General features: G+C 38.6%; 22 protein-coding genes. 10 read left to right on the forward strand and 12 right to left on the reverse strand.

Translation table 11 applies throughout. The features are described 5' to 3' along the window. Nucleotides 1–29: 29 nt before the first annotated feature. Nucleotides 30–788, reverse strand: coding sequence for a Kdo domain containing protein (locus ABVM49_RS13865; RefSeq protein ID WP_405202439.1), 759 nt, complete (start codon nucleotides 786–788; stop codon nucleotides 30–32). Between the two features lie 26 nt (nucleotides 789–814). Here ABVM49_RS13865 and ABVM49_RS13870 point away from each other — a divergent pair, with 26 nt between their 5' ends. The 3 genes from ABVM49_RS13870 to ABVM49_RS13880 all read left to right on the forward strand — a co-directional run bounded on the left by ABVM49_RS13870 (nucleotide 815) and on the right by ABVM49_RS13880 (nucleotide 4,043). Continuing rightward, complete coding sequence (locus ABVM49_RS13870) at nucleotides 815–1,933, forward strand: glycosyltransferase family 4 protein (RefSeq protein ID WP_405202440.1); 1,119 nt, start codon at nucleotides 815–817, stop codon at nucleotides 1,931–1,933. A gap of 5 nt (nucleotides 1,934–1,938) precedes the next feature. Then, nucleotides 1,939–2,499, forward strand: coding sequence for an L-threonylcarbamoyladenylate synthase (locus ABVM49_RS13875; protein ID WP_035328332.1), 561 nt, complete (start codon nucleotides 1,939–1,941; stop codon nucleotides 2,497–2,499). A gap of 131 nt (nucleotides 2,500–2,630) precedes the next feature. Continuing rightward, on the forward strand, nucleotides 2,631–4,043 hold the full coding sequence (locus tag ABVM49_RS13880) for a CCA tRNA nucleotidyltransferase (protein ID WP_375252731.1): 1,413 nt from the start codon (nucleotides 2,631–2,633) through the stop codon (nucleotides 4,041–4,043). 72 nt (nucleotides 4,044–4,115) lie between these two features. On the opposite strand, the gene ABVM49_RS13885 is transcribed toward ABVM49_RS13880, so the two are convergent. The 5 genes from ABVM49_RS13885 to ABVM49_RS13905 all read right to left on the reverse strand — a co-directional run bounded on the left by ABVM49_RS13885 (nucleotide 4,116) and on the right by ABVM49_RS13905 (nucleotide 8,516). Beyond that, entirely contained in the window at nucleotides 4,116–4,370 is a 255-nt protein-coding gene (locus ABVM49_RS13885) for a CDGSH iron-sulfur domain-containing protein (protein ID WP_035328326.1), read from the reverse strand. 10 nt (nucleotides 4,371–4,380) lie between these two features. Then, entirely contained in the window at nucleotides 4,381–5,178 is a 798-nt protein-coding gene (gene bla / locus ABVM49_RS13890; protein WP_405202441.1) for a subclass B1 metallo-beta-lactamase, read from the reverse strand. A gap of 3 nt (nucleotides 5,179–5,181) precedes the next feature. Continuing rightward, a complete protein-coding gene (locus tag ABVM49_RS13895; RefSeq protein WP_038601328.1) occupies nucleotides 5,182–6,540 on the reverse strand; it encodes a DEAD/DEAH box helicase in 1,359 nt (452 codons plus the stop codon). Nucleotides 6,541–6,771: 231 nt separating this feature from the next. Further along, nucleotides 6,772–7,614, reverse strand: coding sequence for an ABC transporter permease (locus ABVM49_RS13900; RefSeq protein ID WP_380035983.1), 843 nt, complete (start codon nucleotides 7,612–7,614; stop codon nucleotides 6,772–6,774). A gap of 8 nt (nucleotides 7,615–7,622) precedes the next feature. Next, nucleotides 7,623–8,516, reverse strand: a complete 894-nt coding sequence (locus ABVM49_RS13905) for an ABC transporter ATP-binding protein (RefSeq protein ID WP_405202443.1) — start codon at nucleotides 8,514–8,516, stop codon at nucleotides 7,623–7,625. Between the two features lie 95 nt (nucleotides 8,517–8,611). Here ABVM49_RS13905 and ABVM49_RS13910 point away from each other — a divergent pair, with 95 nt between their 5' ends. After that, complete coding sequence (locus ABVM49_RS13910) at nucleotides 8,612–9,682, forward strand: hypothetical protein (RefSeq protein WP_038600429.1); 1,071 nt, start codon at nucleotides 8,612–8,614, stop codon at nucleotides 9,680–9,682. 57 nt (nucleotides 9,683–9,739) lie between these two features. Here ABVM49_RS13910 and ABVM49_RS13915 read toward each other — a convergent pair whose 3' ends face one another. From ABVM49_RS13915 to ABVM49_RS13925, 3 genes are all read right to left on the reverse strand, one after another. Next, the gene (locus tag ABVM49_RS13915) at nucleotides 9,740–10,795 is read right to left on the reverse strand and encodes a nucleoid-associated protein (protein WP_405202444.1); all 1,056 of its coding nucleotides are present in this window, start codon (nucleotides 10,793–10,795) and stop codon (nucleotides 9,740–9,742) included. Nucleotides 10,796–10,861: 66 nt separating this feature from the next. Next, complete coding sequence (locus tag ABVM49_RS13920) at nucleotides 10,862–11,377, reverse strand: IS1096 element passenger TnpR family protein (protein ID WP_405202445.1); 516 nt, start codon at nucleotides 11,375–11,377, stop codon at nucleotides 10,862–10,864. 39 nt (nucleotides 11,378–11,416) lie between these two features. Further along, nucleotides 11,417–12,469, reverse strand: a complete 1,053-nt coding sequence (locus ABVM49_RS13925) for a COX15/CtaA family protein (protein ID WP_405202446.1) — start codon at nucleotides 12,467–12,469, stop codon at nucleotides 11,417–11,419. A 244-nt stretch (nucleotides 12,470–12,713) separates the two neighbouring features. Between ABVM49_RS13925 and ABVM49_RS13930 the strand changes: the two genes are divergently transcribed. Then, on the forward strand, nucleotides 12,714–13,301 hold the full coding sequence (locus tag ABVM49_RS13930) for a TPM domain-containing protein (protein WP_405202447.1): 588 nt from the start codon (nucleotides 12,714–12,716) through the stop codon (nucleotides 13,299–13,301). A gap of 39 nt (nucleotides 13,302–13,340) precedes the next feature. Continuing rightward, nucleotides 13,341–13,913 carry a hypothetical protein gene (locus ABVM49_RS13935; protein ID WP_035328308.1) on the forward strand — a complete coding sequence of 191 codons (573 nt, stop codon included), beginning with the start codon at nucleotides 13,341–13,343 and terminating at the stop codon, nucleotides 13,911–13,913. A 101-nt stretch (nucleotides 13,914–14,014) separates the two neighbouring features. Here ABVM49_RS13935 and lpdA read toward each other — a convergent pair whose 3' ends face one another. Both lpdA and ABVM49_RS13945 read right to left on the reverse strand, forming a co-directional pair. Then, nucleotides 14,015–15,415, reverse strand: coding sequence for a dihydrolipoyl dehydrogenase (gene lpdA, locus ABVM49_RS13940; RefSeq protein WP_380035997.1), 1,401 nt, complete (start codon nucleotides 15,413–15,415; stop codon nucleotides 14,015–14,017). Between the two features lie 166 nt (nucleotides 15,416–15,581). Beyond that, the gene (locus ABVM49_RS13945; RefSeq protein WP_405202448.1) at nucleotides 15,582–16,427 is read right to left on the reverse strand and encodes a DUF2911 domain-containing protein; all 846 of its coding nucleotides are present in this window, start codon (nucleotides 16,425–16,427) and stop codon (nucleotides 15,582–15,584) included. A gap of 111 nt (nucleotides 16,428–16,538) precedes the next feature. Between ABVM49_RS13945 and ABVM49_RS13950 the strand changes: the two genes are divergently transcribed. Further along, nucleotides 16,539–17,222: an MIP family channel protein gene (locus ABVM49_RS13950; RefSeq protein ID WP_366880740.1), complete on the forward strand. Its 684-nt coding sequence runs from the start codon at nucleotides 16,539–16,541 to the stop codon at nucleotides 17,220–17,222. Here ABVM49_RS13950 and ABVM49_RS13955 read toward each other — a convergent pair. Then, nucleotides 17,219–17,659 carry a DUF1801 domain-containing protein gene (locus tag ABVM49_RS13955; protein WP_405202449.1) on the reverse strand — a complete coding sequence of 147 codons (441 nt, stop codon included), beginning with the start codon at nucleotides 17,657–17,659 and terminating at the stop codon, nucleotides 17,219–17,221. The genes ABVM49_RS13950 and ABVM49_RS13955 overlap by 4 nt on opposite strands. 173 nt (nucleotides 17,660–17,832) lie before the next feature. Between ABVM49_RS13955 and ABVM49_RS13960 the strand changes: the two genes are divergently transcribed. The 3 genes from ABVM49_RS13960 to ABVM49_RS13970 all read left to right on the forward strand — a co-directional run bounded on the left by ABVM49_RS13960 (nucleotide 17,833) and on the right by ABVM49_RS13970 (nucleotide 20,472). Next, nucleotides 17,833–18,342, forward strand: coding sequence for a cell division inhibitor (locus tag ABVM49_RS13960; RefSeq protein WP_405202450.1), 510 nt, complete (start codon nucleotides 17,833–17,835; stop codon nucleotides 18,340–18,342). 19 nt (nucleotides 18,343–18,361) lie between these two features. After that, a complete protein-coding gene (locus ABVM49_RS13965; protein ID WP_035328292.1) occupies nucleotides 18,362–19,060 on the forward strand; it encodes an SDR family NAD(P)-dependent oxidoreductase in 699 nt (232 codons plus the stop codon). Nucleotides 19,061–19,161: 101 nt separating this feature from the next. Continuing rightward, complete coding sequence (locus ABVM49_RS13970; RefSeq protein WP_405202451.1) at nucleotides 19,162–20,472, forward strand: cryptochrome/photolyase family protein; 1,311 nt, start codon at nucleotides 19,162–19,164, stop codon at nucleotides 20,470–20,472. Nucleotides 20,473–20,477: the final 5 nt, after the last annotated feature.

The following is a 20,477-nucleotide window of genomic DNA, read 5'->3' on the forward strand; positions in this document are numbered from 1 at the left end:
GAACTAATCCACACACAATTGACGCAACTTTATGCTTTCTTCCAGAATTTTAGCTTCTTTTTGAGCCGTTGCTTTTTGTGAAATTTTTCTTGAAAAGACTGAGTTGCATTGCATATAGCTTTGTAAACTTTTTCTTGATCTTCTCCACTCTCTTTCGCGTAAGCTTTTGCCATAATAGCAATATCACTCTCAATATATGAAAGGCGTTCAAAATTTGCCATACGAGTTTCAAAATCCATAGGCCCAAAATTCATACGATTGAGATCTACGAGGTAAAAATCATAGCCATCATCCTTGATTACAATAAGCGTATTACCAGGAGAATGATCTAGAAAATGTATGCCTTTATTATGAAGTGTATACGTGAACTTTGCGAAGGCCGCCAGTATCTCTTTATTACCCTTGTAAATACCCTCGGTTGTGAGCTCTCTATATGTAAGGTCGTACTTAAGATGCTTACTTACATAATAACTATGGCCAAAGAGTATAGTTTCTTCTTCAAAATATGCAATAGGCGCAGGAGTTAAAATACCATTATCCAGCAACTTATGTGCGTAAGTAAATGAGCGTTCGGCCTTTGAGCTTCTAAAAAATTTATAAGCAATTTTATTTACAAGGTGAGGAACTTTAAATGACTTTACATTAATCGTCTCATTACCTATATTAAATAGTTTAAGTGAGTTGCGATCACGCTCATCAAAGAGTTTTCCTTGTGTATCAAAATTTGCAATCATTGCGCAAATCTCCTCTTGCTCGCCTGTATATGTATCAGAAAAAGTGTGTTTCACGAGGTAAAAGTACAGATTTGTGAACTATGAAACCTAGCATTAGTATTGCTATCTTTGCGGCTATGTCAAATCAGTCCTCTATCTTTTTAGAAAGCCATAACCTCAAAAATGAATTTTCTGGGTTCGGGCAATTTAACAAGCACCTTATAGACGCGCTCATACGTCAAAATTCAAATGATTTTCAATTTGTAATACACGCAAGGGATAAGAATAAATGGAGTGAATATTTTGGTAAAAATGTATCAATAAAAAAGTATTACAACTTTACAAGAAATAAAAGTATTGGTATACGGAAACGTTTTGATGTATGGCACTCACTCAATCAAAATACTAAAATTGAACCTCTACGCGATTTACCTTATGTACTCACAGTACACGATGTAAACTTCATAGATGAAATTTCATCTGATCTTAATCATAAAAGAAACAAACGTTTTCAAGAAAAACTAGACAGAGCAACAGCTATTACTTACATATCTACTTTTGCAAAACAATCTACACACCAATATTTCAAAGTACCAGAGGTTCCAGAGTATATTATTTATAATGGAAATACTATAAAAGAGGTCGAAATTTCAGACACATACACTCCAAAGGTATCACCTTCCAGACCATTCCTATTTACTATAGGAGACGTATGTGAACGCAAAAATCAACACGCACTGGTTAAGATGCTCAAGTATTTAAATGGATTTGACCTGGTGATTTCGGGTAAAATGGCATCAGAATATGCACAAGGAAAACTAAAAGCAACAATAAAAGATTTGGGCTTAGAAAATCGTGTACACCTCACTGGACGTATCTCTGACTTAGATAAATTTTATTACTATAAAAATTGTGAAGCTTTTATGTTTCCTACGTTGAGAGAAGGTTTTGGTATACCAGCAATCGAAGCTATGCGTTTTGGCAAACCTGCTTTTATATCTAACAACACTTCCTTACCAGAGGTAGGCGGTGATGTCGCTTTTTACTGGGATCACTATGATGCCAAATATATGGCAGAAATAGTAACATCAGGTCTTACAGAGGTAGCTCACAACAAAAGCGCTTTTCAAGAGAAAAGTATAACACACTCAAAAAAGTTTTGCTGGGATGAGGCGGCGAGACAATATATAAACGTATACCGAGAGGTACTCAATAAATAAACTAAATGAAAGAAGAACACGACGCAGCACTAGCAGTACTTAAACGCGGGGGTCTCATCCTCTACCCTACAGATACCGTATGGGGTATAGGTTGTGATGCGACTAATCCAGACGCCGTAGATAAAGTATATGCACTAAAAAAACGAGCAGAAAGTAAATCTTTAATTTGCTTAGTAAGTGACTTCAAAATGCTCAACCAGTATGTAGAAAATATACCTGAGGTAGCTTATGATATTCTTAAATATGCTGCAAAGCCTACTACCATTATCTACGACGATCCTATACGTGTAGCGACTAATGTTATTGCACCAGACAACAGTACAGCCTTTAGAGTATGTCGCAATCAGTTTTGTAATTTTCTTCTTAAAAAGTTTAAAAAACCTATCGTTTCAACCAGTGCAAATATTACTGGACAACCTACACCACAAAGCTTTAGCGAGATCTCACAAGAGATTATAGATGGTGTAGATTATGTAGTAAACATAGATCGCAGTCGTAAATCTAGCAAACCAAGTGCTATTATAAAACTTACAGAAGACGGTAAAGTAACTATTATTAGAAAGTAGTTTTTTACGCTTTCGCGAAAGCGTAATTACCCCCACATAAACATTCTACATAGGCAACCCTTTTTACAGCTCATTCTACTTTTACAAAGAGGGAATGAAGCCGTACCTTTGCCTTATATTTTACATACCTAATGAATCTTAAAAACGCTTTAAACAATCCTATCTTTAATACCATCTCACGCGCTGCAGATGATTTACAACTCGAGACATACGTCATAGGAGGGTTTGTGCGTGACTACATCCTTAAACGTGGTGAGGTAAAAGATATAGACGTTGTAGCCGTAGGGAGCGGTATAAAGTTAGCTCGCAAAGTCTCTGAACTGTTACCTAACAAACCGAAAGTTCAAGTTTTTAAAACCTACGGGACCGCAATGTTACGCTCTAACCAGATAGATGTAGAGTTTGTAGGAGCTCGCAAGGAGTCATACTCAAAAGATAGCCGCAACCCAGTAGTAGAAGACGGCACGCTAGCAGATGATCAAAACCGGAGAGACTTTACCATAAATGCCCTAGCCATACGTCTTAATGACGAGGGCTATGGAGATTTAATTGACCCCTTTGGAGGGATAAGTGATTTGGATCGTAAAATAATACGCACTCCACTTGATCCAGATATTACCTATAGTGATGACCCGTTGCGTATGATGCGTGCCATAAGATTTGCCACACAGCTTGATTTTATGATAGAACGCAAGTCTATGGAGTCTATCACACGTAATGCAGCGCGTATTAAGATTATTACTAATGAACGCATTGTAGACGAGCTTAACAAGATAATGTTGAGCCCAGTGCCTTCTAAAGGATTCCTATTATTAGAAAAAACAGGCTTACTTCCTTATATCTTACCAGAGCTTGTTGCTCTTAAGGGTATAGACGAGATAGAGGGTCAAAAACATAAAGACAACTTTTACCACACCCTTGAGGTGGTAGACAATATCTCTCGCCATACAGATAATCTATGGTTGAGATGGGCAGCGCTTTTACACGATATAGGCAAAGCACCTACTAAGAAGTTTTCAAAAAAAGTGGGGTGGACCTTTCACGGGCACGAGTTTGTAGGGTCAAAGATGGTTTACAAACTATTTAAGCGCCTTAAAATGCCTCTTAATGACAAGATGAAGTTTGTTCAAAAGATGGTATTGATGAGCTCACGCCCTATTGTTATCTCTGAAGATCACGTGACAGATAGTGCTGTGCGCAGACTCATTTTTGACGCAGGAGATTATATAGAAGATCTTATGACGCTTTGCGAAGCAGATATTACAACAAAAAACCCAAAACGCTTTAGACGCTACCATAACAACTTTAAGGTTGTGCGTGAGAAGATGAAAGAGGTTGAGGAGCGCGATCACATACGTAACTTCCAGCCACCAGTATCTGGCGAAGAGATTATGGAAACCTTTAATCTAAAACCTTGTCGTGAGATAGGAACGCTCAAAGAAGCCATAAAGGAAGCTATACTAGAAGGAGAGATCCCTAACGAAAAAGAAGCTGCAATTGCCTTTATGATGGATAAAGCAAAGACTATGGGGCTTACTGCATAAGATTATAGCTTATAAAACAAAAATCCCCTTGAAGTATTTCAAGGGGATTTTTTATATCTATAAATGACTGTTTTAACCTATCTCGCAGGTTTTGTGACTCCCGTCACAATAAGGAGGATTTTTAGTCATCTTACAATTACATAAATAGGCAGTGCCTGTTTTTACTGCCTCAAAACGTAAACTAGGGGTACTCTCTGCCGCTTTATGTCCGCCATCACAAAATGGCTGTTTTGCAGAGTGTCCACAAGTGCACCAAGAGTATTTTTTTCCTTCTTCAAGCTCTACGGCTATAGGTGCTAGACCTGCTACTTTTTTATTATTCTCCATTATATATTAGTTATAATTGAACAGTTTCCTGATCATTGGTGTTTGTTAATTCTTTAATTATGGGCTTTTCTACCTGAAACATTTTTATGGTATAGGTAAGCAGTGCGCTGTCTCCACGCATCCCGTGACCTGGTATTACTTGTTTTACATCTGGATACAGATACTTTGCTGTGGTTACGGTCTTTGCCCATTCCTTTAGGTTTGCATCTGCTAGATTGCCTTTTCCTGCTTCTAATGATTTTATCATACACCCGCCTAGTAATATCTCTGGGCCTTCTAGATAGGCTATCGCATTATCATCTGTATGTGCAGGACCTAAGTAATCCATCTTGATGAGGGTCTTCCCTAGCATCAAGCTGTCTTTAAGCTGAAAAGTATTACTTAAGGTGATTGTATCTCTAGCAAGTAATGCTGCCGTTTTTGACGAGCCGTATGTAGGTATGCCTGCTTCATTAAATGCTTTTACACCTCCTGCGGCATCAATATGAGCGTGACTCACCATAACGGCCTTTATGGTCGCGTTAAGATCATTTTTTATAAAGTCAATAAGTTGTACAGATGTTGATTCATCTATGGGTGTGTCAAATATAAAAACCTCATCACCCTCCTTACGTATATAACCATTGCAAGGTATGTAACCACCTTTACCGTCCTTAAGATATGAGACGTGCATATAGTCTTGATCAGATAGTTTTATTATCTCTAGCGGCCTTAGGTAAGGCTCGGGGGCATACTTACTCTTGTCAAAACAAGAATGTAATAGTAGTACGGCTAGACAGATCCCTAACATCTGCAGTAGTCGCTTCATTGTTTACTTGCGTTTATTTCTTTTGTTATAGTTTTTATCGCCTCTAGTCTTAGGCTTCTTGTATTTTTTTGCAATTTCTCTTCTGTAAGAACCTCCTAGATTTACCTTAGAGTTTTTCTCACTCTTCTCGTGAAAAGCTGGTCCCGGAGCATCCTCATCATTTTTATTCCATTTATGAGGATTAAAAATTTCTTTGGCTTCTGGTCGCTCTTCTGGTGTGAGTTCTTTAGAGATTTGAACATCTTCTGGCAGCGTCTCTATAGGTACTTTTACACCCATAAGTGCTTCTATCTCTTCTAGAAAAGCATCTTCGGCTGGAGTGCTTAATACTATTGAAGTACCTTCTTTTTGTGCTCTACCCGTACGCCCTATTCTATGTAAATAGTTTTCAGGAAAACGAGGTGTGTTTACATTTATAACGTGTGTTATATCGTCTATATCAAGACCACGCGCCATTACATCTGTAGCTACCATCATACGTACTTTACCTTCAGAAAAGGCATTGATACTGTTTATACGGTAGTTTTGTGTCTTGTTAGAGTGTATGAGATCTACTTGCCCCGGAAACGCTTCTTCAAGCTTGAGGTATAGCCTGTCTGCCATACGCTTGTCTCTTACAAATAACAACGTTTTTGGGTACGCTTTCGCGGAAGCGAGCTCCTCCAGTATAAAGTTAACCTTGGTATAGAAGTTAGGTATCTTATAGCCTACTTGCTTTATATTTTCTAGTGGTGTCCCACTACGAGCAACTTTTATAAACTTAGGCTTGTTAAAATAATCTTTAATAAGCGCATCTACATCCTCTGTCATAGTGGCGCTAAACATAATGTGCTGTCTCCTTTTTGGGAGAATGTCAAAAATGTTCATAAGCTGTGGTCTAAAACCTAGATCCAGCATCACATCTACTTCATCTATCACTACCTTTTGGATAGATTTGAGTTGCAATACTCTACTCACGGCAAGATCATACAGTCTACCAGGTGTTGCTACTACAATATCTTGCCCTTGGGCAATGAGTGCCTTTTGGGTATTGATATTAGAACCACCATAAACACCCGCAATACGCACATCTATGTATTTTGTGAGCTTTTCAAGTTCGTTTACCACTTGTAGTACAAGCTCTCTAGTAGGGACTAGAATAAGTACACGAGGGTTTTCTTGTCTTGAGTATGGTAATGTTCTTAGTATAGGTAAGAGGTATGCAAATGTTTTACCTGTACCGGTTTGAGCAATTCCTACTACATCACTTCCAGACATTACAGGCGCGAGTGCATCTACCTGTATAGGAGTAGGTTGTGTGTACCCCATATCATCTAGGGCATTCCACAAAAATTTATCGAGATTGAGATCTTTAAAGGTCATAGACATTCTCGCGAAAATAGGTTATTTTTTAAGATTCACAGTACTTTACAGGGTATTATCCTTTTAATTTTCAGCTATAAACGGGGTTTCAACTACCATCACTTTCTCAAGATTATTAAAGCGTTAGGTTTTTAAGTCACCGCTAGGGCTGTTTTCTGATATGAATATACAAAAAATGCAACCCTTTTGAGGTTGCATTGTGATTGATTACGCTTTCGCGAAAGCGTGATACTACAAGTCTCTTTTCTTTAACAATAGTAAACTTGCATATATAAATAAGAACGTCCATACCGATACGATAGCTATCTCGTGAAAGTATACCGTGTAATCTGAAAGGACATCTGCCTGAATTTGATTTGCTGCAGACTGTACAACATTGAGCCTTGTGAGTGGTTGCTCTATAAGGTTGCTCATACTCTCAAGTGGTAAAAATTGTGAGACGTTGCTGCGCAGTCCTTCCATATCATACTTCTCTTGAAAGAACAAACAGATGAGCTGTACGACCCCTTCAAAGAAATACCACATTAATAAAAAGCCAAGTGCAAATGCAGAGCGTTTTATAAGTATCCCTAAAAATAAACAGAATGAGAAAAAGGCAACTAGTTTAAGGAAAAAGGCAAATAAGAACTCTAGGTCAGAAAATATGATAGACATCTCTGTAAAGTCTGAAAATGAGAAGCCTAAGATAAGACTGAGTACCGCCACAAATAAAGTAGAGATAGCTGAGAAGACAACAACGGTTAAGAACTTAGAGAGTATAAATTCCTTCTTACTCAAACCGTCTATGAGGTTTTGTTTAAGCGTTCTATTGCTGTACTCGTTTGCGGTCATTGATACTATTACAACGGCTAAGAAAAATTTGAGTATTGCCGCTACATACGTATTAAAGTGCCAAATGTATGGAAAGTTAAAAATACCTTGGTCTGCCAGTCTAAATTCGGCTCCAAAAAGGTTAAACTTAATTGAGGCAAGCAGTGCTATAGCAGATAGTAACACAAAGTACCCTATGATAAGGACACGTGATGTCTTACTATGTCTGAGTTTATGATATTCTATGGTGAGTAGTCGTAACATTGGGTTGTTTAGTTTTTGGTTAATTCAAGGAATTGCTCTTCTAAGCTCTCTTTGCGCTTTACAAGGTGCGTGAGCACGATACCTTGCTGGTGTAGTTGCGTGTTGAGCTCTTTGGCTTCTAGCGGATTTAATAAAAACCCAGTGAGCAAGTCGCCTTCTATCTTTACCTCGCCAAAATCTGTGTGGGCATTGAGATAGGTCTCGAGCATAGATAAGTTATCTGTGCGCAACTCAAAAAAGCCGTGACTGGCATTCATCGCATCTACTCGTCCTGAATATAACTTTACGCCTTTACGTAAGATAACTACGTGTGTACATACTTTTTCTACCTCATCTAGTAAGTGAGAGGCAAGTAGTATGGTAGTACCTCCTGCGGCAATTTTCTTTATAATCTCACGTATTTGGTGTATACCTTGTGGGTCAAGACCATTTGTAGGCTCATCTAGTATAAGTATCTCTGGATCGTTAAGAAGTGCAGAGGCAATGGCTAGACGTTGTTTCATACCTAGTGAGTAGGTACTAAACTTGCTATGCATACGATCTAGAAGTCCTACAATCTCAAGTTTTTCTTGAATCTTATCTGACGGGACATCTTTTATCTTGCAGACTAACTGTAAGTTTTGTGCCGCAGTCATATATGGGTAAAAGTTAGGTCGCTCTATAATAGCTCCCACCTTTTTTAAAGCATTATGTGTAGTGTCTGCCCCATCAAACCAGTGAAAGTTTCCAGAAGTAGGGTTTACCACATTAAGCACCATACCTAGGGTGGTAGATTTACCACTACCGTTAGGGCCTAGTATGCCATATACGTTTCCTTTTTCTATCGTAAACGAGAGGTCATTTACAGCCTTTACAAGGCCGTAATGTTTCGTTAGATTATTAATCGTTAGGATTGTTTCCAATATGAAGTATGTTTTTTGATTGCTAGTGTTTACAAGACGGCTATGTAGACCTTTTGTTACACGCCTTTAGTATCTTTACATAAAAACACCCCGCAATGGAAAACAAACTGATGTCTAAAAAGAAACCCTCATTTCCCGTAAATGAGAAGCTTCTTTCCTATCTAGACACCTACGCAAGGACATCTGAGGTTACGATCTCTTATGAAGATTTGCTAAGGTTTTCTGGTGGTGTGAGTGTTTTTGATAAAGAAGATAATGACACGCTGTGGATACGTGTTTACTATCCCGAGTTTGAACAAGATGAGATAGAGTATAATCTCAAACGTATTTATACCCAGCTGCACTCAGATGGTAATGAGAATATCTTTGATTACCTACGCATTGCGGGTATAGACTTTTGCACTTTTGGTAACTCTAAGCCCTTTCGTATTAAGGTGCTTAATATTTATAATAATAACTACGTATACTTTTATGTAAAGCAGGCAGATGCTAGTAGAGTTTATGGACTTGAGCTTGAGCACATCTTATCGCCTAACCGTATTAACTTTCTGGTATATGAAGACACGCTTATAGAAGAGCACATCTCTGGTATACCTGGTGACGAGTTTATAAAAAATCACCTAAGCGAGTGTGATGACCTAGGTCTTACACAAATCGCAAAGGAGTTTGTAAAGTTTAACGAGCGCTGTATGATTACCCTACTGGGTGATATGAGAGCTTATAACTACGTTATCATCCCTACCCACGATTTTGACACGGTACGTTATAAAATACGCGCCATAGATTTTGACCAGCAGTGTTTTGAAGGTAATTTTAAAGTATATCAACCTGCTATTTTTAAGGAGAATATTAGACTGGTACAGCTCGTGGCAAAACGACTAGATAACCGCTCTATCGAGCAGTACCGTAATGAAGAGAGAGCACTCCTTGCAAGGAGAATTCTCAATGGTAAAAAGAGACTCACGAGATTACTACGTGTGATGGCTACAGATAATATCTCTCCTCGTGAGAATGTGCGCCAGCTACGAGCAGATATTTTTGACTTTACAAGTGATCTCAAATTTAAACGTGCTGCAAATATGGGAGCCGTACTACGTGCAGCGCTAGAGTTTGTAAAACGTAATTATGAAGACATCAGTCTTAAACGTCTCATAAAGGAGATTTAAAGCATAAAAAAAGCGTAGCTATCTAGCTACGCTTTTTTTTATATAATATGGAAAGGCTTAGTTCTGCTCCTTGTTAAAGTACACAAGGTAGTAGTACATCTGCTTTTCTTCATCCCATCCTTTTTCTACAAATTTTTCTGCGCTTTCTGGATTAATAAAGTCCATTTTAATCTGGATATTGGTATCAAGATTAATCACACTTTTTATTTTCTTACGCTGTGCTGTAACCGCTTTATTGCTTATCGAGAAGTCTGTAAGGTCTTCAATTTTATACTTAGGCGACTGCTCTGTTTTATAATGGCGAAACTCTGGTATAAGATCAGGATTATCTATCACATCATTCATAAAAGCCGTTTCCTCAAAGGTGTCATTTTTTGCAAAGTGATTTACCGCGCGGTTCATAAAGAGCACTTCTTCCTTTTTATCTTCGGCAGGGAGTACAACGTCTTTTGCAAAGTCTTGACAAAACTTAAGATACTTCTTTGTGTAGAAGTTATCATCTTCAAAGGTTTCTACACCCATAAAATTCTCTAGCCAGTACTTTGTATCATAACGGTTAGAGTCTACAGAGAGTACCTTATACCCTTCTTCTTCCTTATGGTTAAAGATAAGACAGCCTTTATCTAGTTTATTAAGATTAATACCTTGCTCTAGTATCATCTCTAGGTTTGTACCATTTTCTTTAAACTGCAAGAAATCCTGCTTTAACTCACTCTTAAAGATCCCTAGGGCATCTGTCTTGATATTATCTATTTGTACACCTTCTAGGTGTGCGATATACAACTCACCAGCCTTAATGTGCGGGTGATCACTTTGTGCATATAAGTGTTTTGCAATATCCTCAGAGAGTAAATGCGTCCCGTGCGGATTATCAAAAATCTTCTTTGCTAACGTAAAAAGCGTGTTGAACTCTAAATCTTGATCGTGAAAAAACTTATAGTAGTTCTCCTCCTTTTCTCTAAAAGGCTTAAAGAAAAACTCCTTAATAAGCGGAGTAAGCTCATCACTTAAAAGATACGGGTCTTGAGATACAAAAAGTCCTTCTGCCTTTCCTTTATTACCTATACGGTGTATAGATAGTGACTCTATCTGAGCGCTATATAAATTTATCATAGTCGTATGTATGTGTTGTGATGTATGCGATGCACACAGGTTAGGTTATAAAGAGATACAAGAATACTAATTCCAGTTCTCATCAAAACTTAAATCGTCAAAATCGTCGATGTTGTAATCATCTTTAAACTCATCATCATCCTCATCTTCCTCGTCTTGTGGCTCCATCTCAAACTCTGGCGCTTGGTCTGGCACTTGCCCTTGTACAAACATAAGGTTAGGATACGTCACGCCATCTTCTGGCTCTGTAATCTCTGCAAGCTCTACAAGAAAACGCCACATATTTAAGAAGTCATATACATATATAAGACGCGTCTGGTGTTCTCCCAGAAGCCCGTCTAGTGACGTCTCATTCATAAGGCGCAACTGGCTCTCACCCTCACCCATTTCAAACTGGGCAAACTCTTCGCCCTGCATCCAGGTATCATCACTTAGGTAAAAAGCAGCAACCTCTGCCCCATCAAACCCAAAAGACTGGTTTATAGCATTATGCAAGTCTTCAAGCGTAGCCGCAGCTTCGATCTCAAGATCGCGAAAAACATCTTCTTCTGTGTCTAGAATTGCTCTAAAACGGTAAATCATTGTACAAATTTTAAGATGGTAAAGATACTTGGTTTATCCCTATATCGTAGGTGTGATAGCCTCCCTTTTTGGGAAACTTTCTAACAAAATATAAAACTGAACCCCAAAAAGTAATGACGCTAAGACTAAATGTAATGGCTGACTCCCAAACGGGAAATCTATATAATACATCGCGATACCCGTCACCACCTCTAAGGCTATGAGTATGAGCGTCCAGTTAAGTAATTTGGTATGCCCTAGCAATAAGTTTTTATTACGCCAGAATATATATAGGTTTAATAATGTCACGAGTATAGAAAACGATCTATGTACATAAAACCATACCGTAGCCGGGTTAAGCCATAACTCCTTTGCCTCATAACCTACATCTGACACGCGCTCATCTACATACTGTCGTACTTGTGTGCCTAGTGCAATTTGCACAAGCGTGAGTATACTAGCGACCACAATGAGGTTTTTAAAAACAGGGTCATAAGTACGCTTTCGCGAAAGCGTAATCCCCATCTCTTTATGCTGCGATTTATACCACAAGAACAAGAGTAGCGCTACGATAAAGAGTGCAGCAATCATATGGATGGTGATTTTTACCGGTAGTAAGTTTGAGTCTACTACTTGCTTACCCAGCCACGCCTGAAAAAGCATTAAAGGCAACACCATAAAGGTAGTAAAAATAAGCCCCTTACGACCTTTCCAGTACCAGAAAGCGAGTATCACCATAAGTAACATAGGGATACCGGCTAGTGCTGTTACAAGCCTGTTTATATACTCTATCCAGGTGTGCCATACGTTAAAGCTGGCATAGTCGTGTGTGTCATAGGTGTCCCAGTTTTGCTCATTATAGGTGGCTCCAGAAGTAAAATCTTCTGGGGCAACGCGCAGAGACTCATTGCGTATAATGACCTGTCCATCTTCATAATTATGGTTAGGCTCCCATTGCAGCTCGCTCTCTTCTGTAGGAGGTACTAAGTACCCAAAACACTGCGGCCAGTCTGGGCAACCCATACCGCTTCCCGTCATACGTACCACCGCCCCTGCGATGATAATGAGGTATAAGAAAATGATTGATATTTTAAGCGCGCGTCTGTACCACATATGTACTCTTTTTGAGAGCTGCAAAAATACAAAACGACCTTATTTTATTTCTCCTTTGGTGTTCAAAATAGTTGAAAATTGGGAGGATATAGTAAGAGAAACTATAATGTTGATAACCCATAAAAACTAAAGTAAAAACATAGTGACTTCAGACTTTTATAGCTTGTATATTTAGACAATCACTTAAAATTGAGCATAATAAAACTTAATGTCTCTTTTAGTTTAAATCATTATAAAATCAAAAATGAGAAAGGTCGTAACTGTAATTGGAATCATTAGTTTCCTATTTTTCTTTGCATCGTACATTCTTCCTAATCTTATAGGCGTACCACTAGCAGCCTATAATTCATATCGAGTATGGAATGATAGCAATGAGAGTTCAAGCAAGAAAGTAGGTAAACCTAGCAAAGAAAACTTACTTCGTTTTCCGGCACCTTTAGGTGTGGTATCAGACTATGAAGGTATCTTCAGTGAAGAGCAAAGCTCAAGTTTAACTAAGATTTTAAATGATTACGAAGAAGCTACTTCAAGAGAAATTGTGATTGTTACTATTGATTCAATTACACCTTATCATAACCTAAAAGATTATTCGACAGATCTAGGAAATGAATGGCGAATCGGAAAAGTAAAATCTAACAATGGATTACTCATAGTGATGAGTAAAAACTTAAAAAAAATAAGGATTGCAACAGGATATGGAACTGAAAAAGTTCTAACAGATAAAATCTGTAAAAAAATTATTGACTCCACAATCATTCCAGAATTTAGACGAGGTGACTATTACGTCGGAGTAGAAAAGGGAGTACAAGCCTTAAAAAGTAAGTGGTTATGAATTATCAGAAAATAAATAATAAGCTTATTATATCTTAATATGAACAGAAATAGTTTTCTTAATCAAGAAAAAGAGACAAAGCTTTTATCACTAATTATTATTACCTTATTAGTTGATATTATTTTATTAAATATTAATTTCTATTATCGAGATCCTGTTTTAAGCATAATATATGACCTTATTTATGCGAGATCCTTGTTATTTATCGCAACACTAATTCTCTTTGTTTACGCCTTAATTTTCTTACTAAAGAAAAGCTTCAAAACTTTCCTATTGTTTCCAGCAGCAGCTTTTCTTGTATTGTCATTATTTTGTAATATTCGACTTGCAAAGACCAATTTTGATCGAGTACAATGCAATAAAAGTATAATTGAGTACTATGAATTTCTTGGGTTTGATTCGTGTGTGAAAATCACAAAGAAATTTAAGCAAGATGTAATAAACAAACAGATAAAGTATTTTCAAGAAGAATACAACCCAGATAAGAAGTTTGAAGAAAGAATCAGAGATCAATATGGCATAGAACTAATAGGAGAAAGCTGCACACAATTTACTTCTATGAGGTGCTACAACGACCTTGTTAGAGATTATATCGCTAAAAAAGAGAAGTAATATAAGCCACTAATAATTTTCGCGAAAGCGTGATAACCCATAAACCAAAAAAACCTGCTATCACTAGCAGGTTTTTTTATAGTATAACATTCTAGTGGTGACTAGATGTGTATAGGTCTATCTTCGGTTGCAGCGAGGGCAGCTTCTTTTACAGCCTCTGCATACGTAGGGTGTGCGTGGCTCATACGTGCAATATCTTCTGCACTTGCTCTAAACTCCATTGCGGTTACTCCTTCGGCTATAAGGTCTGCTACACGAGCTCCTACCATATGTACGCCTAGTACCTCATCTGTTTCCTTATCTGCAAGTATTTTTACAAATCCGTCTGTATCACCACTCGCGCGGCTACGTCCTAATGCACGCATAGGGAACTGTCCAGACTTGTAGGCTACTCCAGCTTCTTTAAGTTGCTCCTCGGTTTTACCTACAGAGGCAACTTCTGGCCAAGTGTATACTACACCTGGTATAAGGTTGTAATCTATATGTGGTTTTTGACCTGCAAGAATTTCGGCAACGAGTGTTCCTTCTTCTTCGGCTTTATGAGCGAGCATTGCTCCTTTTATCACGTCACCTATGGCATAAATGTTTGACACATTAGTCTGCAGGTGCTCGTTTACTTCTACTTTACCACGCTCGTCTGTCTTGATACCTACGGCATCAAGGTTAAGACCGTCTGTATAAGCACGACGTCCCACAGCTACAAGTACGTAGTCTGCCTTAAACTCTACATCTACACCTTTTTTATTATTTGTCGCTTTTATGGTAATCTCATCTCCGTCACGCTCTACAGCAGTAACTCCGTGAGATAGGGCAAATTTTACTTTTTGCTTTTTGAATACTTTAAGTAATTCTTTACTCTGAGCGCCATCCATCGTTGGGATAATGCGATCCATATACTCTACTACAGTTACCTCTGCACCTAGACGCTTGTAAACTTGACCAAGCTCAAGACCTATCACACCACCACCTATCACAACAAGGTGCTTAGGTACTTCTGGAAGTTTTAATGCTTCTGTAGAAGTGATGATACGTTCTTTATCTATGTTTATAAAAGGTAATGTGCTAGGCTTAGATCCTGTTGCTATAATGGTATTTTTTGCCTCTATAGTTAGGTTCTTTTCTCCTGCGATATCTATATGTGTAGCATCTTTAAAAGATCCCACACCCTGGTAAACGTCTATCTCATTTTTACCCATTAAGAACTCAATACCCTTTGTAGTAACGTCTACTACGCTTTGCTTGCGGGCAATCATTTTCTCTAGGTTAAATTTTACATCACCTACCTCGATACCGTGCTCTTCAAAATGCTTGATGGCATCTTCATAGTGGTGTGATGAGTCTAGAAGCGCCTTAGACGGGATACACCCTACGTTAAGACAAGTTCCTCCTAGTGTACTATATTTTTCTATTAATGCTGTTTTCATTCCTAGTTGTGCACAACGTATTGCTGCAACATATCCACCAGGACCAGAGCCTATAACGGCTACATCGTATGAACTCATAATTTGTTTTTAAAAGTTACACAAAGATACAAAGAGCTGCGAAGTTAAAAGCGCAATGAATGGCTCTTTTTTACACGCATCTGCTAGGGAGTTTGTGACTACTAGACATAAAAAAAGCCCTCGTGTGAGGGCTCTTACTTTTTCGCGAAAGCGAACTAAACAATGATTACATCGCTCCCCACTCTTTTAGTGAATCTGTGTTCATCTTTACGTAGTCTTGATTTTTTGCTTCTTTTGCTCCTTTAAGTGACGCTTGTGCTGCTTTTATAGCTCCTTTTTTGTCTCCTACCTTTGCAAGTAATAATGACTGCTGGCGTAGTTGCCAGAACTTAGGATCTTTGTTCATAGACATCGCTTTGTCCATATACGTCTTTGCTTTATCTAGTGACTGTCCAGTGCTAGAGAGATATACTGCTGCAGCATAGTAATCACCCATACCTGGTCCTGCCATCATCTTATCTATACTCGCAAGTACTGTCTCATTTGCCGGTACTGTAAATGGTACAGCTACATACGTTTTATCCCATTGCATTGTAAGGTGTGCACCATCGTTAGACAGGTGGTTGATTCCCATAGTAAAAGACTCTGCTGGCATATTGCTCATTTGTGCCTTTGCCGTTGCCTTTGCAGCAACCTTGCTATCGTCCCACTTTTGAGGTGTACCCCAGTTATTTGTATCTGTGTAGAAGTATACTTCCCAAGTAGATGCTGTAGGCTTTGTGTATACTGCATATTTTCCTGCCTTAAGCTCTGTACCTGCAACTATTACTGGTGTAGAAAACTCAACGGTTGTATTTGCATTTGCTCCTGTGCGCCACATTGCACCGTAAGGTACAAGGTCACCCATAATAGTACGTCCTCTCATTGCAGGTCTAGAGTACTCAAGAGTAACATCTGTAAGACCTACCGTTTGCATCACCTTTGCTGCTGGGCTAGGTGCTGGTGTTTCAATTTGTGCTGTAGCTCCTGCCGTCATAAGACCCAAGAAGGCTACAAAAAGTAATTTTTTCATAATGCTTGATTTTATTGGTTATGGATTTTTTTACGCTTTCGCGAAAATCTCCTCACACAAAAATAAGATGTTAAAATGCGTCATATGTTAACAAAACCTTAATATAACGCTGTGTATCTTTACCGCAAAACAGCACATATGAAACGCTACATAGCCGAAATAATAGGAACATTTACAATGGTTTTTTGTGGTTGTGGCGCTATGACAGTAAACGAGATTACAGGCGGCGCCGTTACCCACCCCGGTGTTGCAATTACTTGGGGTCTTATTGTGATGGCTATGATCTATGCCTTTGGCGATATATCTGGTGCGCACTTTAACCCTGCGGTGACAGTAGCTTTTGCTTATGCAAAGAAATTTGCGTGGAGAGAGGTACCTAAGTATATCATTGCACAAGTACTAGGAGCTACACTTGCCGGTGCGATGTTGTGGTTCTTGTTTCCTGAGAGTGAATTTTTAGGAAGCACCGTTCCCTCCTTTGAGCATTACAAGGCTTTTGTACTAGAGATACTCCTCACCTTTTTCTTAATGCTGGTCATCATAAACGTATCTACAGGTGCAAAAGAAATAGGTATCATCGCGGGTATAGCCATAGGTGGTGTCGTATTGCTAGAAGCAATGTTTGCGGGACCTATGACTAATGCGTCTATGAATCCTGCGCGATCTATAGGTCCTGCAATATTTTCTGGACAATGGGAACCTATGTGGCTCTATGTTACCGCTCCATTTATAGGTGCAATACTAGCCGTAGCAAGTTGCAAGCTTGTAAAAGACGAGCAGTGTTGTGATGCTTAAATACTCTTTATTTTTGAAATAGTTTTACCATTTAATGCGCTGCTAGCACCCGCATCTTCTATAGCGAGTTGATAAGCCTCGTCTATGAGATGATAAACCCCTTCTTTATGGAAATCATCCAGGTTCTTTATAGGTATATGGCGCATAAGCTTGCCAGTACCTTCTAGTAGCTGTAAACTATCGTTTAATAGTACTCCGCGCTGAAAACCCAAGTTGAGATGTGCAGTATATATAGGGATAAGACAGAAACCATCACTCATCTTTTCTGACACTGTAAATACACTCGTTAACGCGTGTGTATGATACAATAGCTCATTTACACCCGGATAAGTTTTAAGGATATACTCGCGTATGGTATGATAGCGTGCGATAAGTGCTTCCTCCCTTTGCCATAGGACACGAGTAAATATCTCTGGAAGTGGACGTTCTGATTTCATAACTTAAAAGATAATCATTCTTAATTTTATATTACCTCTCTGCCATAAACAGGAAACTAGCGCGACTTCTTACCGAGGTGAAAGGCTATTTCTAATAGATTTAATTTTTGTTTAACTAAATAGCTTGTATTGATAAACATTTTGATTGTATTTTTATAATCAGAAAAGAAACTATGAAAATCTACCAAATACATTCTAAGCAAAATCTACCTATAAGTGTAGATGAGGCTTGGCAGTTTTTATCAAACGCACGTAACCTAGGTACCATCACTCCAAATTATATGAATTTTAATATCATCTCTGGTGCAGATAGACCCGTGTATGCTGGCCAACTTATACAATATACCGTCACCCCTATTGCAAATATCAAGATGCAGTGGGTTACAGAAATCATAAGTGTAAAGGAAGGTGCCTATTTTGTAGATGAGCAAAAGTACGGTCCTTATGCCCTATGGCATCACAAGCACTTTATAAAAGAGATACCAGGTGGCGTGGAGATGGAAGATATTGTAGACTATAAAGTACCTGCAGGCTTTTTAGGAAGACTTGCACACCCTTATCTGGTAAAACCAAAACTAGAAGAGATTTTTGAATACAGAAAGAAAGCCCTCGAAGAGAAATTTGGTATTTATAAAAACCCAGAACAAACAGCAACTACACTTAAACAAGATATACTAGCCTAACACGCATAAAAATAACACTATGAGCAAAAACATACTATTAATAGGAGGAAGCCACGGAATAGGTTTTGAAATCGCAAGCAAGCTATACCAAGACCACACGGTTTATGTGGCTTCTCGTACTAATGAGAATCTAGGGAATCTAGATGTAAACTACATCGAGTATGACACAGAAAAGGATGAGCTAGACTTAAGCCAGTTACCAGACCACCTAGATGGTTTTGTATTTTGCCCAGGTACTATAAACTTAAAGCCTTTTAAAATGCTCACAGTAGACACATTCCGTAAGGATATGGAGCTTAACTTTTTGAGTATGGTAAATGTGGTACACCAGGTGATGGAGCACCTTAAGAAATCTGAACAAGCAAGTCTCGTTTTCTTTAGTACGGTTGCTGTAAAGGTGGGAATGCCTTTTCACACAAGTGTTGCCGCTGCAAAGGGAGCTATAGAAGGATTTGCCAAAGCACTCGCAGCAGAGTATGCACCTAAGCTACGTGTAAATGTAATAGCACCGTCACTTACAGACACACCACTTGCAAAGCGTCTCTTAAGTAACGACAAGAAAAAAGAAATGATGAACGAGCGCCACCCGCTTAAACGTGTAGGTACCTCAGAAGATATTGCAAATGCAGCAGCCTTCTTACTTGGTGATGACAGCACTTGGATCACTGGTCAAGTGATAGGTGTAGATGGTGGTATGAGTACACTTAATGTAAACTAAGTATTTAATAAAAAGGTTTAGAACGCTTTCGCGAAAGCGTACAAAAACCCAATCAAGGCTTTAAGAAACCCCCATTTCTTAAAGCCTTAAATTTGTAATCTATGAGCACAAAAAAAGTAACAATATTTTGGTTTCGTCGTGATTTACGATTGGATGATAATGTAGGTTTTCTAGAAGCACTAAAGGGAGACTACCCGGTCTTACCTATTTTTATCTTTGATAAAGAAATTCTTGATAAACTCCCAGAAGACGACGCCCGCGTTACTTTTATTTATAATGAATTACAAAAAATGCGTGACACCCTGCAAGCAGAGCACGACAGCTCGCTGGCAATGTTTTACAGCACTCCAGAGCAAGTTTTTAAAGAGCTCATAGCAGATTATGATGTGCAGGCAGTGATCACAAATAGAGATTATGAGCCGTATGCACTAGAGCGTGATAAAAAGATTGCATCACTACTAGAAGAAAATGATATCTCATTTACCACCTTTAAAGATCAAGTGATTTTTGAAAAAGATGAGATTGTAAAAGGAGATGGCGATCCTTATGTGGTCTACACACCTTTTAAAAATAAGTGGAAAGCGACTTTTGATGAAGATAAAGACCTCATCATACATTACACCTCGCAGTATCTTGACAATCTTATAGACCATAGTAGACTGCCTAATGTCACACTGGCAGATATGGGTTTTAAAAAATCTAGTATTGAGGTGCCAGATTATGACGTGACCCCTACCCTCATAGAAAACTATGAGGACACCCGCAATTTTCCCGCACAAGATGGGACATCACGATTGGGGCCGCACTTACGTTTTGGTACAGTTTCCGTACGTAAAATGGTAAAAAAAGCAATCGCTCAGACTAACGAGGTTTTCTGGAGCGAACTCATATGGCGAGAGTTTTTTATGCAAATATTATATCACTTCCCGCATACTAAAGACAAAGCTTTTAGATCAAAATATGACCGTATAGACTGGCGCAATAATGAAGAAGAGTTTGAGAAATGGAAAAACGGCCAGACGGGCTATGCCCTAGTAGATGCTGGTATGCGCGAGCTTAATGCAACAGGTTATATGCACAACCGTGTGCGTATGCTCACAGCGAGTTTTTTATGCAAACACCTACTTATAGACTGGCGCTGGGGAGAAACCTACTTTGCCGAAAAGCTACTCGATTATGATATGAGTTCAAACGTGGGTAACTGGCAGTGGGCAGCAGGTTCTGGAGTAGATGCTGCACCTTACTTTAGAATTTTTAACCCTATGACACAGGTTGATAAATTTGACAAGCAAAAGGAATATATCAATAAATGGGTGCCAGAGTTACAAGAGCTTTCTTACCCAGATAAAATGGTAGACCACAAAGAGGCTAGAGAGCGCTGTCTTAAAACGTATAAAGAGGCGGTTGCTTAGAACGC

Origin of the sequence: Dokdonia sp. LLG6352-1, from assembly GCF_045055815.1 — a bacterium.
Classification (GTDB): Bacteria; Bacteroidota; Bacteroidia; order Flavobacteriales; family Flavobacteriaceae; genus Dokdonia; species Dokdonia donghaensis.